The organism is Williamsoniiplasma lucivorax ATCC 49196, assembly GCF_000518285.1.
Lineage (GTDB): Bacteria > Bacillota_I > Bacilli_A > Mycoplasmatales > Mycoplasmataceae > Williamsoniiplasma > Williamsoniiplasma lucivorax.
Map to the genome: position 1 here is coordinate 42,274 of NZ_JADH01000009.1, position 13,477 is coordinate 55,750.

Consider the following 13,477-nt stretch of genomic DNA (forward strand, 5'->3'; position numbering starts at 1 on the left):
CTTTATTTTTAGTTTTTTATTTTTTCATAGTTTTTCTAAAAGTTAAGTAAGAAACCATTATTAAAATAATAAAAATTAATGCATAAACACCAATTGCAAGAAAGGGATTAAAAATTTTACCTTTAATTTCTAATTCAATTGCAAAACCGTCATCGATTGAGTTGAAGATATCACCTTCATCTTTTTTAGGTTTTGCTGTGTTCTTTTTAAGAATAATTTCATCATTTATTCATGGTTGATTCATAGAAGTCATTGCGATTTTATTACCTAAAATATCACCACCATAATAATTACTAGTTAAGATGGTGTCAAACATTGTCCAAGGATTCGCATATAATTGTACTCTGACTTTTTCGTAATATTCATCTAAAGTATATGGGTATGAATTATCTTTATTTTTATTAGGTAACGGTAAATTAATAGGTGAATTAATTGCTTTAATAAATGCTGTTTGATACATTCGAGCACCAATAGAAATATTTACATATTCTAATCATTCATTCTTGTTGTTGGCTTGATTATCAACTTCAAATACTCAATTAGTTCAGTTTTGAATATCATCAATTGGTAATCGTGCATCAAAATTAATAAAAGATTCTTTGACTATTTGGTTAATAATTTCATTAAATTCTTTTATTTCATCCATGTTATATCCTTCTTGATTTTCTATTTTATTAGGAATTTCTTTTATAAGATTATTAAATCCAAATTTAGAATCAAAATTAAAGACAAAAGTTTCATTTGGGCCATGACCAATTTTGTTATAATAAAAACTTTTAGTCCAAGTGTTTTGTCCATAATGGTTAGCAAAATTATAGGGCTCCTTACCTAAATCATGTAGTTTTTTAACATTGTTTAAATATTTTAAAATAGGATTTCTATTGATTTCTTCTTCATTTTCATATTCATACTTAACACCCTGTTTTATAATTCCTTGGGAAAATTCTGTTAACAAACCAGATAAGGCAATAGCATAAATTTCCTTTTGTTCTAGTGTTGTCGGAGTGTCTACTGGAACATACTGACGAACCTTAACAATCGCTTCTGATAAACCAACATAAGATTTCAACATAGTATTTGTGAAACTTTTATGTTCAAGTTTTTCATATTTTTTAGCTAAGTTTCGAACCTTATTTGAAATAAGGAAAGTTTCATGGTCTCTATATGCTTGTGTTGTATAATTTGTTAAACCTGTTTTGTCAGTTATTCTAACCAATTCCGGAACCATTGGCGTGATGACACCCAATAATAATACTAAAGTGGATAAAATTCCTAAAATTACAGTTGAACCAAATGATGAGACAAATGATAAAATTGCTGTTAAAAATAAATCATATAGAAAAACAACAATGAAACCGAGAGATAAGTTGAATAATAATATTTTGAATGGATCAGAAGGTGAAGCTATGGCAAAAATTACTATCATTAAGGAAAAAAATAAGTATCATGACACCGTTCAAACTTTAGAAAGTAAAATTCTTTGAAAAAACATTTGCGTTTTAGAAATACCACTTCTAATTTCTAAACTCATTGTCCCATCTTTTGTGGAATTTGAAAAATATTTAGCAAACACAAATGTATTAATTACAGTTATTTGCAAAATACCAATTACAAATAGAATTATTCTTAGCGCTGAAGGGCTGGCATTCAATGTACTAGAATTACTTTGCAATGAAAATGTAAAAATAACTAATATGACTAAAAAAGTCAAACCGATTACACCAGAACTAATTAATAGAAATTTTGATTTTAGCGTCGATTTAAAGAAATATTTAAAAATTGGTAACTTCATTTTATTTCTCTTCCTCATTTTTCTTAAAAATGTTAACTAGTGCTGAAGCATATGAATCGGCTTGTTCTTTTTTGCTTTCGCCATTCTTTTTTTGAACTTTGTTCAAAACAATGTAATTGTTATATAATTTTTCTAATTTACCATCTTTTTCAAGTGAATAATTATTATCATAAACAACTTTTCCTTCTTTAATTAGAACAACTTTATTAATCAAGTTCTCCATCTCATCAATGATGTGACTTGTGATGATAATACAAATGTTTAATTCTTTAGCTAAAATTCTCAATATATTATGAAATTCAATTCTTGATTCAACATCTAAATTAGCTGTTGGTTCATCCAAAGCAATAATTTCTGGTTTTGTAATTAACACACTTAAAAGTAGAGCTCTTTTTTGCTGTCCGGTCGAAAGATTGGCGAACTTGCTTTTTCTTAATTCTCCTAACTTTAAAAAATCAATAAGTTGTTCTAATTTGTCTTTATATACTTTGTATTTTATCCCTTTTAATTCAGCTGAAAATTTAGCAAATTCAATAATATTAAAATGTTTAGGAAAGTTGTTTTGGTCAGGGAAAAAAGCCATTTTTTTCAAATGCTTATTTGATAAAGGTTCACCCTTAATGAAAATACTCCCATTTTGGATGGCATATTCTCTAAAAAGTGTTTTTAAAAGAGTAGTTTTACCAACTCCATTATTCCCGATTAATCCAACAATATTGTTAGGATTAACTATTGAAAGGGAAATATCTTTAATTCCTCTAGTGTTTTTAAATTGTTTTGCAACATTTTTAAATTCAATTATTGGATCATTATTTTTAGAATAATTCAATTGAACCTACTTTCAGTTGAATCCCTGCATATAATAATTTGTACATTTTTTTGTTCCTTTCTCGAGAGTGTCTCGTGCACTCATTGTGTAATTTTATCTTTTTTACAAAAAAATACATAATTTAAAAATATGACTTTTTTTGATAAAAAAAACAATTTTTGCCCTTAAATTTGGGATTTTGACCAAAAAAATACAAATTTTTCATCAAAAAAAGGATATTGTGTTTCTTATTTGCCAAAATTCTTAAGAATTTTGAAATTAATAAATTTTTTAAATTTTTTAAATTTTTTAAATAAGTTCTTAATCAATATGCCTCGGTGATAAAGATCTTGTTTTTTAGATATTTAATACTTATGAATTAAATATCTAAAAAATAAAAAGGAGGCTGCAGCCTTCTTTTAAAAATCTCTTAAAATTTCTTAAATTAATTTTATTTTATACATTTCAATAACGAAAGGCTAATCAAGATGATCTGGTGTATCGATTCTATTCTTTTGAGCATCAACTAAGTATAAGCTTTCAGTAATGATTTTGCATTGAATACCATCAGTTTTGACAATGCCACGATGGACATGAACATAAGTTGGCACACCTTTCACACGATAGCTTAAAGTTCCAATTTTTAAAGCTGAAACAATTGGGATAATGTTTTGCATAATTCCCATATCACCATCAATGGTTTGAACATTAACAATATCAACTTCTTTATCATTAATAAAGATACCATTTGGGGTCACTATTTTTAATTTGATTCCCATAATTATCCTTTTTGCATTTTGACTTGGGCGTTGAATCTTTCAAAAACTTCATCAATAGTTCCAGCATTCATAAATAACACTTCAGGAATTTCATCACATTCACCATTTAAAATTGATTTAAATGAACGGATTGTGTCAGCAACTTTGACATAAACTCCAGGTCTTCCTGTAAATTTTTCCCCAACAAAGAATGGTTGAGATAAGAAGTTACGGATTTTACGAGCACGGTTAACAATCAACTTGTCTTCTTCACTTAATTCATCCATTCCAAGAATAGCAATAATTGATTGTAATTCTTTGTATTTTTGAAGAGTTGTTTGAACTGTTGTGGCTACATTGTAATGTTCGTCTCCAATCACTCCAGCATCAAGCATTCTTGATGATGATGCTAGTGGGTCAATGGCTGGATAAATTCCTAGTGAGGCAATCCCACGATCAAGCACAATTCTTCCATCTAAGTGGGTGAAGGTTGTTGCTGGGGCTGGATCAGTTAAGTCATCAGCTGGCACATAAACTGCTTGCACTGAAGTAATTGAACCTTTTTTAGTTGAAGTAATACGTTCTTGTAATGCTCCCATTTCAGTTGATAAAGTTGGTTGGTACCCAACAGCTGAAGGCATACGTCCTAATAAGGCTGATACCTCTGATCCTGCTTGAGTAAATCTAAAGATGTTATCAATAAATAATAGAACATCCATATTATCTTCATCACGGAAATGTTCAGCAATTGTTAAACCAGTTAAAGCCACACGCATACGAGCTCCTGGTGGTTCATTCATTTGTCCAAAAACTAATGAAGTTTTGTCTAGAACTCCGGCTTCGATAAATTCATGATACAAGTCATTTCCTTCACGAGTTCTTTCGCCAACTCCAGCAAAGACACTAACTCCATTGTGTGCTTTAGCAATGTTATTAATTAATTCTTGAATCAAGACAGTTTTACCAACTCCTGCCCCACCAAATAAACCAACTTTTCCACCTTTAGCAAACGGCACCATTAAATCAACCACTTTAATTCCTGTTTCTAAAATTTCAGCAGATGTCACCAATTCATCGTATGCTGGTGCATCACGATGAATTGGTTTTCTTGGTGTAATCGGTTCAGGTTTTTCATCAATTGGATGACCTGTCACATTAAACATTCTTCCTAAAACTGCTTTCCCAACTGGTGCTGTGATTGCAGAACCAGTATCAATTACTTCTTGACCTCTAATTAATCCATCAGTTGGTCCCATGGCAATTGTTCTAATTACTTCATCTCCAATATGTTGTTCAACTTCAAGAGTTAATTCAACACCATGATTATTGACAACTAATGCATTGTAAATAGCTGGGATGTCTTTTTCTGAAAATTTAACGTCGACAACTGGTCCTAAAACTTGGACAATTTTTCCAACATTTTTATTTTTGTATTTGTTGGCATCAAAATTTTGGGCAATAATTTTTGCACCATTGCTAGCAACTAATTTTTTAGTAGTAGTTGTTTTGGTTGTTGTTGTTTTAACAGATGCTTCTTTTTTCACAGGAGCTTTTTTAGCTGTTGTTGTTTTTTTAGTTGCCGCTTCTTTTTTGGCAACTGGTTTTTTAGCTTGAACTGGTTTTTTTACTTCGCTAACTTTTGTTGTTGTTTTTGCCATATCTTTCTCCTATTTATCATTTTGAGCATTTGCTCCAGACACAATTTCATTAATCTCTTGAGTAATTGCACCTTGTCTTGCGCGGTTATATTTAATACTTAAATTTTGTACTAAATCACTACCATTGTTTGTTGCATTTTCCATCGCCATTCTTCTTGAGGCTTGCTCTGAAACTTGTGATTCTACAATTGTTCCATATAAAACTGTATTTAAATATAAGTTCACAGTTGTTTCTAAAATTAATTGTGCTGATGGTTCAAATTGAACTTCTGCTTGGATTTTCTTGGTTACCTCTTCATCTTTAATGATCGGGAACAATGTTAATGTTGTTGGTTCAAAAGTAACATTATTGATGAATTTGGTATATGCTAAATTAATTTGATCAAATTCTTTATTAGTGAAAAGTTCCATAATTTGTTGGCCAAGTTTTTGGGCATCAGTACTTGTAAAATTCACATCGACATTAGTTAATGTGTGACGAATAGGAACTTTACGATTTTTATAAAATGAAATTGCCTTACTTCCAATTGCAAAAATTTCATCATTGGGTTTTAATCTTGAAAAAACCATTTTATTAATGTTTGAGTTATACCCACCAGCTAAACCCAAATTGGAATTAATAACAATTCATAATGTTTTTTTAATTTCTTGTCCTGGTTTCAATAAATAAATTGAATCTTTAGTTTGTTTAATGATTTCATTAAACACACTATAAACTTCAGCAACATATTCTTGTGTTTGGACAACTTTTTTACCAACTCTACGTAATTTAGCAGTTGCCACCAATTGCATAGCATTGGTGATTTTACCAATATCTTTAACAGCTTGGATTTCAGCTTTTAAACCACTTAAATTTGCCATTATTTACCTAGTTTATCAAACTCTTCTTGAGTTCCATAGTTGGTTGGTTGGTATTCATGAATTGCTTTAGTTAGTTTAAGAACTACTTGACCAATTTCTTGAGTAATTTGTTTTGTTAATTCATCATCAAAAGCTTGGTTGGTTTCTAATTTTTGTCTTAATTTTGTTGCTTGAGCATCTTTTTTGAAATGTGATAACAATTCGATTTTAAAATCTTGCATATGATTCACACCTAATCATTTGATTAATTTTGTTTTAATTGCTAATAATAAAATCGCTTCATCAACTTGAGCAAGTGGTGAGAATTGTTTTTGTTTTAATATTTCAATAATGCGACTCCCATGATCAAGAGTTGCTTTGGTTGTTTCATCTAAATCTGATCCAAATTTAGCAAACGATTCTAATTCATAGTATTGTGCTAATTCTAATTTTAAAGTTCCAGCAACTTGTTTAATTGATTTGATTTGTGCTGATGAACCAACACGACTAACAGATAATCCAATATTCACCGCCGGACGAACTCCAGCATTAAATAAGTTAGTTGATAAGAAAATTTGCCCATCAGTAATTGAAATCACATTGGTTGGAATATAAGCAGAAATATCTCCTGCTTGTGTTTCAATAATTGGTAGTGCGGTAATTGAACCACCTCCATAATTATCATTTAAACGAGCAGCTCTTTCTAAAAGACGTGAGTGGAGATAGAAAACATCCCCTGGGTACGCTTCACGTCCTGGTGGACGACGTAATAGTAATGACATTTCACGATAAGCAACCGCATGTTTTGATAGGTCGTCATAAACGATTAAAACATCTTCACCATTTTCCATTCACTCTTCAGCAATTGTTACACCTGTATAAGGGGCGATGTATTGTAAAGGTGCACTTGCACTAGCTCCGGCATTAACAATTGTTGTATACGCCATGGCACCATGTGCTTTTAGTTTTTCAACAACTTGAGCAATTGTTGAATCTTTTTGACCGATTGAAACATAAATACATTTCACACCAGTTCCTTTTTGATTGACGATTGTATCAATAGCAATAGCTGTTTTTCCAGTTTGACGATCACCGATAATTAATTCACGTTGACCACGTCCAATTGGGATTGTGGCATCGATTGCTAACAATCCTGTTTCAAGTGGTTGGTCAACTGATTTACGAGCCATAACTCCAGTGGCAATTTTTTCTACTGGACGACTTTTAGTTGTTTTAATTGGACCATTATCATCAATTGGTTGCCCAAGTGCATTCACAACACGTCCAATCATCGCATCACCAACTGGTGTTTCAACAACTTTTTCAGTACGGCGAACAATATCGCCTTCTTTAAGTAGTGAATCATCTCCGACAATCACACAACCAATAGCACCTTCTTCAAGGTTTAAAACCATTCCATAAACATCATTTGGGAAGATCAATAATTCACCCATCATTGCTTTGTCTAAACCATAAATTAAAGCAACACCATCACCAACTGTGACAACTGTTCCTTGTTCAGATTCCACAACTTTTTTTCCGTAATTCTTAATTTGCATTTCAATAATTTCAGAAATTTCTTTAATTTTTAAAGGCATTATAATTGTCCTCTCATTCTACTTTTTACCCAACACTTGGTTTTTAATTTGATCAATTTGACCCTTAATTGAACCATCATAAATGTGGTTGGCAATTGAAATCATTACCCCACCAATTAATTTTGGATCAATCTTATTAACTAAATGAATTTCTTTATCAAATTTTTTAGTTAACTTGGCTTGCATTTCATTAATTTGTTTTTCATCTAATGGTGTGGTTGATCAAGCAACACCAAAAATAATATTTTGTAGGTTAAGTAATTTTTTACGCATGTTTTTTAAAATTCAACGTGCATAACTAAATGTTCCTTCATCACATAATATTTTAAATGCATTGATGAAATATTCATTCACACCGTTTTGGGTGAATGTTTCATCAATAATTTCTTTTTTCTTTTTTTCAAATTCAGGGTTCTGAATTGTTAATATTTTTACAAAATCTTCTTTATCTTTTAAAGCTTCAATAATCACGTTAGATTCCTGTAAGAAGCGATCAACCTGTTTAGTTTGGATCGCAATTCTTTTTAAAGCTTCTCCTCAACTATCAATTACACTTTCGTTTAAAATCATAAGTTATTTTAAGTTCTTGATAAAATCATCAACAATTTTTTTGTTTTTTTCTTCATCAATGTTTTCTTCTAAAATTTTAGAAGCGGCTGACATTGCTGTTTCAATAATTGTTTGTTTGATTTCATCTTGCGCTTTTTCTCTTTCTCGAATAATTGAAGATTTGGCATGATTTTGTAAGTTTGTCGCTTCAATATTGGCAGATTCTAAAATATCAGCTTTTTGTGAATTGGCATCCAAACGAGCATTTTTAATAATAGTTAAAGATTCATTTTTTGCATCTTTTAAAAATTGCTCAGCTTCTTTGCGATCTTTATTTGCTTGAATTTGTTTTTCAACAACCTCATTTAATAATTCATTAATTTTTGCTCGACGAGCATCAACTGCTTTTCTAAATGGTTTGTAAACTAATTTTGATAAAACTAGCACAATCACGATTGTTGCAAGAACGTGCGCAATAAAGTTTGGAATATTAGGGAATAATAAACCAATAACATCTGGGACACCCGCTGTTGTAGCGAGTATCGGATTGATTAGCACCATATTCTTCCTCCTTTAAATTAGTTTTCTATCCACCAACAACGAAAATCAATAGAATGGCAATAACTAGAGCATAAATAGCTCCTGATTCTGCGATTCCAGCGGCAATAATCATTGTTGAAGTAATTTTTGAAGCCATTTCTGGGTTACGACCAATTGCCAAACAAGCTCCTTGTCCAACAACTCCTTGTCCAATTCCGGCTCCTAAAATTCCAATAGCAGCAACTCCAGCTCCAAGGAATCTTAATCCCTCTCCAACACTCATTTCTGCATATAAGTTTGGCATAATAACCAAGAATGAGCTAAATACATTAGCATAAACGTTTGTAATAAAATCTGTTAATAACATTTTGTTCTCCTTTTAAATTGACACAACTTGTGTCTTTTCTTGTTTTGTTTTAAATAATTTTTTATCTGTTTCGATGACATTTCTCTCAATATCAGATGATTCTCCATGTTCACCCATTGCCTCCGATCAATATGACAGCGTCAACATCGTAAAGACAATTGACTGAATTACCGAATCGAACATATCAAAGTATAAGTGGAAGAAAGGTGTGAACAGTGTGGTGAGAATATTGAATCCCGATCAAAAGTAATCTTGTTGTGCTTTTCAATATCCTGGATTGTGGGGATCTCAAATGACATCGATATCTCCTCCACCCCAACTAGCTTGCATGCCTATTCCTAAGGCATAGACAAGACCCATAATAATTGCTCCACCTAATAAGTTCCCAAATAAACGGAAAGAGATGGAAATTAATGGGGTAAATTGAGTGATCAATTCAATTGGGTTAATATATCTTTTCAAATAAGCAAGTTTTTGATATTTGAATCCGAAATAATAAATAAAAATAAATGTCACAAACCCCATTGATAAAGTCACTGTGTAAGAAGTCATGGCTGATTCAATTCCGATTAAGGATGTCATTGATGACACTACAATATAACTAATTAAATATAAAGCATATGGTGTGAGTTTACGATATTTTTTACCCATGATTGAAACAACCATATTTTCAATTGAGCCAACATACATTTCAATTAAAACTAAAAAACCACTTAGGTGCTCACCAACTTTGTGATTACGAATTTTGACATTATAGATAATTGATATAATGCAAATAATCAAAGTTGTTAAAAAAATTGAAAGCAATTGGACTTGAACATCTCACATGCCACCAAATAGATTTGGACCAGCCAAAAAATTCAATTGCATACTATCTCCTTCCTGTTTACAAAATTTCATTTTTAAATAAAGGAATCAAAATGATTGGTGTTAAACCAAGTAAAATTCCTATTCAGTTAAAAATGGGTGTTGGGATTAAAAATCCAATTATTAATGGAGCAGCATATATACCAATTCTTAAAACATAAAAGAAATAGTATAGAAAATAATTCTCTGTGCTAATTAATTTTTTAGTTGCGAAAATCACAACATAAATTCCTATAAAAGCAAAAATTAATCCCAAAGTAAAACCTGTTATTCAATTTCAGCCAATAGTTTTAACTCCAACCAAGATAGTCAAAACTAATGCTACTATTGCCACTAATGTAAAAAGTGAAATATATGGAATTATTTTTCACTTTTTGTTAGTTCACAAATTTCCAACTTTATGAATGAAATTATTCATATACACTCACTCCATTAATCTAATGATACTCCTATGTTTTTAAAAACAAAAAAATAAATAGCATATTACTTCTATTTTCCATAGTTTTTTATTCTACTTAGTACCAAAGATTCGATCCCCAGCATCACCAAGACCTGGAACGATATATCCTTTCTCATCTAATTTTTCATCTAATGCTGCTGCATAGATTTCAATTTCGGGATGAGCTTTTTGTAAAGCCTTAACCCCTTCAGGAGCCGCCACTAAACAAATGAACTTAATTTGTTTAGCACCCCATTTCTTGACAATGTCAATGGCAGTGATGGCACTCCCTCCAGTAGCTAACATTGGATCAACAATTAAAGTATAAGCTTCAGTTATGTCTTTTGTGGTTTTAGCGAAATATTGGTGTGTTTTTAAAGTTTCTTCATCACGATATAAACCAATATGAGCAATACGAGCAGTTGGGATTAATTGTTGAATCCCGCTAACCATTCCTAACCCAGCTCTTAAGATTGGCACAATCACAACTGGCATGTCAATCGTGAAACCATAAGTTTTACCCATCGGTGTATTTATGCTTATTTTGCTTACCGGAATATCACGAGCAATTTCATAAACCATTAGCCCAGCAATTTCATTAAGGTTTTCTCTAAAATCTTTTGTTGAGGTATCTGATTTTCTCATTCTTGTTAGTTTGTCCAAAATTAATGGATGTTTGAATTCTGTAAAAGCCATTTTTTTCTCCTTATTCTGTTTAATCATAAAACAATAAAAACCCAACTACAAACAAATTATTCTTTAAATTTAATTTTATTTTTTAAAATCTTGATTAAGATTTTGGGTCTAAAATTAATAATCAATTTTGTGTTTTTTTAATCATTGCTTTCTTCAAAAAAATAAAAAACTTTAGATGAGGTGAATAAAATTCATGGTATAAAAATAATCAATACCTATAAGCTATATGAATATTACTGCATTGTTTTGATGTTTTAGATCTTAATGGTTAAGAAACAAAAATGAGCCTTTATTTCGTTAAAAGTTGTAAAATAAGTTTTTTTAACTAAAATCTTTTTATCATTGAAATTAATCACCGATTGCAAAATCAAAAATCAAATTAAAACCAAATTAAAACCATAAAAAACCTTATAAAATAAGGGTTAAATGGTGATTGTTCCAAAATTTAATCAATCAAATATCAAATCAAAAACTATCTCTTTATGTCATAATAGCCATTGAAAAACGGACTAAAAAAACATATTTTGTCCAATATCAAAAAAACTTGATATCCTTTTTTTATTGAAATTTTGTTTTTGCATTTCTGTTATTGGTGATCAAAAATGATAGTCCTGGTTTGCATTAAATAATGCTTCTTCATCTTCTTCTCGATTGATTAGTTTAGTTAATGACATCTATTAGCACTAACTAAGGGTGAAACAGATAGATCCACATTTATTTCTTTTCATACCCAGCTTAATCGTCATTTAACCCCCATAAATACGTATTTAAAATACAATGATTCGACATTAATTTAAATTATTGTTAACTAATTACTTATTCTTTGTCTTTTAAAATTTAAGTAACTGCATTTTAATATTTAATAAAGATAGACCATCACTAATGAGTTATTTAAACCCCTAACTCTAGTTTTGGATATTAATTTAACTAAACTTTATACTTATTGAAATGATGAAAGAACAACCTAAATAAGCAAATAAAAACATAGGAATTTAGCTTTAGTATTTTTGTTTTTTCACCCCTTTACTTGCTTCATTTAAGAGTTAGTCTCCAAACCAAAAGATAATCAAAAACCAATCAAAAACCAAAAAAATCACCATAAAATAAGGGTTAAGTGGTGGTTGGTACCAAAAGAAACCAATCAAAAACCAATCAAAAATTAATCTTATAAGTTTTAAATTTAATTCTGAATACTCATAATAAGGATGTTTTTTTAATAATGTGCGCTCTGAAATGCTTAAATATAAGTTATATTCTTAGTTTTTTATTTACTATATTTCACCTGTTTTTATTTAACAAAACATTAGTTTATTGCCTATTTATGAAACATTTTTGCATATCTAGTACTCTATTTATTGATTTCTATTTCCTAGTTTTCAAACCGCTTAATTTTAAAGTGGTGATCTTTAACCCTTAAAAATGTGCTTTATTTTTGACAAATTTTATTTAATTTATTTCAGTTTTTAGTAATTAATTTAATTTTAGACTTTTGTATGTTGGTGAAAAAATTAAACATATAACCAACAAGATAATCAAAAATCAAGTTTCAACCATAAAAACCACCATAAAATAGGGGTTAAATGATGGTTTGTAATCAAATATACCAATCAAAAAATAAACCAAAAATCATTAAAAAGTAAATTTTTAAAAAGAAATCAATGGCTTTTAAACCATTGATTTCTTAAATTAATAAAGATAAATAATCGTAATTTACTGATGAATAAGTTTTTGGTAGTTCACCAATTTACATTCTTTATTCAGTTGTGAAAGTTACAATTACTTCACCTTTGTGAGTTCCTGAATCGGTTTTTACTTTTATTGTTGCAGAATCACCACTTGGATAAGTTTGAATTTCTAAATCACTAGCAAGTAAATCTTTATCAGGGTTTTGATCGATAAATTCCTGAATAATGGTTGCTTTTTGATTATCATTTAATTGTCCCAAATCTAAGTCTAGTCCTGAAATTGTGCTAATAGTTTTACGAACTTGATAATTAACTTGCACACTACCTTTATGAGTGTTTAATGTAGTTTTCACACCAATTGTCGCACTAGTGGTGTCTGGTTCGTTTATGATTTCGATATCACCAATATCAACACCCTTACCTCTGTTTTGTTGAATAAATGCATTAATAATGGTTGCTTTTTGATTATCATTTAATGGACCTAGATCAATAGTTAAATCCTCAGCTTGATTAATATGTTTTTTTAGCACCTCAATAGTAAACACGGAAAAAATAATTCTACACAATCAAAAAAGAAAGTGTGGAATTTTTTATGCCAAAACAACTAACTAAACAACAATGAATTAATGTTATAGAAATATATAAAAAACAGGGAATAAGTGATGCTGTAAAATCATACTTAAAGATAAGAAAACACAACCCAAATTTAAAAGAACTTAGACGTTGAATTAGAAAAAAAGCAAAATTATTAGATAATTTAGGTATGGAAGCATTTAAAAGTAAAAAAGGTTCAGGAAGACTAAATAAAAGAGATGACTCTGATATTCCCCAAATTATTAATGATTTAACAGAAGAACAAAAAAATGAAATTCTTGAACAT

At 29.9% G+C, this 13,477-nt stretch carries 16 protein-coding genes; 2 read left to right on the plus strand and 14 right to left on the minus strand.

The features are described from left to right. Positions 1–16 precede the first annotated feature (16 nt). On the minus strand, positions 17–1,228 hold the full coding sequence (locus P695_RS0102845; RefSeq protein WP_028126760.1) for a hypothetical protein: 1,212 nt from the start codon (positions 1,226–1,228) through the stop codon (positions 17–19). A gap of 7 nt (positions 1,229–1,235) precedes the next feature. On the opposite strand from P695_RS0102845, the gene P695_RS0102850 reads away from it, so the two are divergent. Continuing rightward, positions 1,236–1,832, plus strand: coding sequence for a hypothetical protein (locus P695_RS0102850; protein WP_028126761.1), 597 nt, complete (start codon positions 1,236–1,238; stop codon positions 1,830–1,832). On the opposite strand, the gene P695_RS05490 is transcribed toward P695_RS0102850, so the two are convergent. The 13 genes from P695_RS05490 to P695_RS0102915 form a co-directional block, all read right to left on the minus strand. Further along, positions 1,794–2,621 carry an ATP-binding cassette domain-containing protein gene (locus tag P695_RS05490; protein ID WP_051437368.1) on the minus strand — a complete coding sequence of 276 codons (828 nt, stop codon included), beginning with the start codon at positions 2,619–2,621 and terminating at the stop codon, positions 1,794–1,796. The two genes, P695_RS0102850 and P695_RS05490, sit on opposite strands and share 39 nt — an antisense overlap. Before the next feature lie 458 nt (positions 2,622–3,079). Further along, a complete protein-coding gene (locus tag P695_RS0102860; protein WP_028126762.1) occupies positions 3,080–3,379 on the minus strand; it encodes a FoF1 ATP synthase subunit delta/epsilon in 300 nt (99 codons plus the stop codon). Between the two features lie 2 nt (positions 3,380–3,381). After that, positions 3,382–5,016, minus strand: a complete 1,635-nt coding sequence (gene atpD / locus P695_RS0102865) for a F0F1 ATP synthase subunit beta (RefSeq protein ID WP_240005801.1) — start codon at positions 5,014–5,016, stop codon at positions 3,382–3,384. A gap of 9 nt (positions 5,017–5,025) precedes the next feature. Further along, entirely contained in the window at positions 5,026–5,877 is an 852-nt protein-coding gene (atpG, locus tag P695_RS0102870) for an ATP synthase F1 subunit gamma (protein ID WP_028126764.1), read from the minus strand. Further along, positions 5,877–7,454 carry a F0F1 ATP synthase subunit alpha gene (gene atpA, locus P695_RS0102875; RefSeq protein WP_028126765.1) on the minus strand — a complete coding sequence of 526 codons (1,578 nt, stop codon included), beginning with the start codon at positions 7,452–7,454 and terminating at the stop codon, positions 5,877–5,879. Before atpA ends, atpG begins: the two co-directional genes overlap by 1 nt. An 18-nt stretch (positions 7,455–7,472) precedes the next feature. Next, positions 7,473–8,024 (minus strand): F0F1 ATP synthase subunit delta, encoded by a 552-nt coding sequence (locus P695_RS0102880; protein ID WP_028126766.1) that lies wholly within the window; start codon positions 8,022–8,024, stop codon positions 7,473–7,475. A 3-nt stretch (positions 8,025–8,027) separates the two neighbouring features. Further along, positions 8,028–8,564 (minus strand): F0F1 ATP synthase subunit B, encoded by a 537-nt coding sequence (atpF, locus tag P695_RS0102885; protein WP_028126767.1) that lies wholly within the window; start codon positions 8,562–8,564, stop codon positions 8,028–8,030. 25 nt (positions 8,565–8,589) lie between these two features. Beyond that, the gene (gene atpE, locus P695_RS0102890) at positions 8,590–8,847 is read right to left on the minus strand and encodes an ATP synthase F0 subunit C (RefSeq protein WP_420855366.1); all 258 of its coding nucleotides are present in this window, start codon (positions 8,845–8,847) and stop codon (positions 8,590–8,592) included. A 75-nt stretch (positions 8,848–8,922) separates the two neighbouring features. Beyond that, positions 8,923–9,780 carry a F0F1 ATP synthase subunit A gene (locus P695_RS0102895; RefSeq protein ID WP_035026337.1) on the minus strand — a complete coding sequence of 286 codons (858 nt, stop codon included), beginning with the start codon at positions 9,778–9,780 and terminating at the stop codon, positions 8,923–8,925. A 16-nt stretch (positions 9,781–9,796) separates the two neighbouring features. After that, positions 9,797–10,210, minus strand: a complete 414-nt coding sequence (locus P695_RS06415; protein WP_146063646.1) for an MG406 family protein — start codon at positions 10,208–10,210, stop codon at positions 9,797–9,799. Between the two features lie 78 nt (positions 10,211–10,288). Then, entirely contained in the window at positions 10,289–10,912 is a 624-nt protein-coding gene (gene upp / locus P695_RS0102905; RefSeq protein WP_028126771.1) for a uracil phosphoribosyltransferase, read from the minus strand. 509 nt (positions 10,913–11,421) lie between these two features. Next, positions 11,422–11,586 carry a hypothetical protein gene (locus P695_RS06110; RefSeq protein ID WP_156922733.1) on the minus strand — a complete coding sequence of 55 codons (165 nt, stop codon included), beginning with the start codon at positions 11,584–11,586 and terminating at the stop codon, positions 11,422–11,424. Positions 11,587–12,665: 1,079 nt separating this feature from the next. Then, complete coding sequence (locus P695_RS0102915) at positions 12,666–13,127, minus strand: hypothetical protein (RefSeq protein ID WP_146063647.1); 462 nt, start codon at positions 13,125–13,127, stop codon at positions 12,666–12,668. 62 nt (positions 13,128–13,189) lie between these two features. Between P695_RS0102915 and P695_RS0102920 the strand changes: the two genes are divergently transcribed. Continuing rightward, positions 13,190–13,477: hypothetical protein (locus P695_RS0102920; RefSeq protein ID WP_028126773.1), on the plus strand; the 288-nt coding region annotated here is incomplete at its 3' end.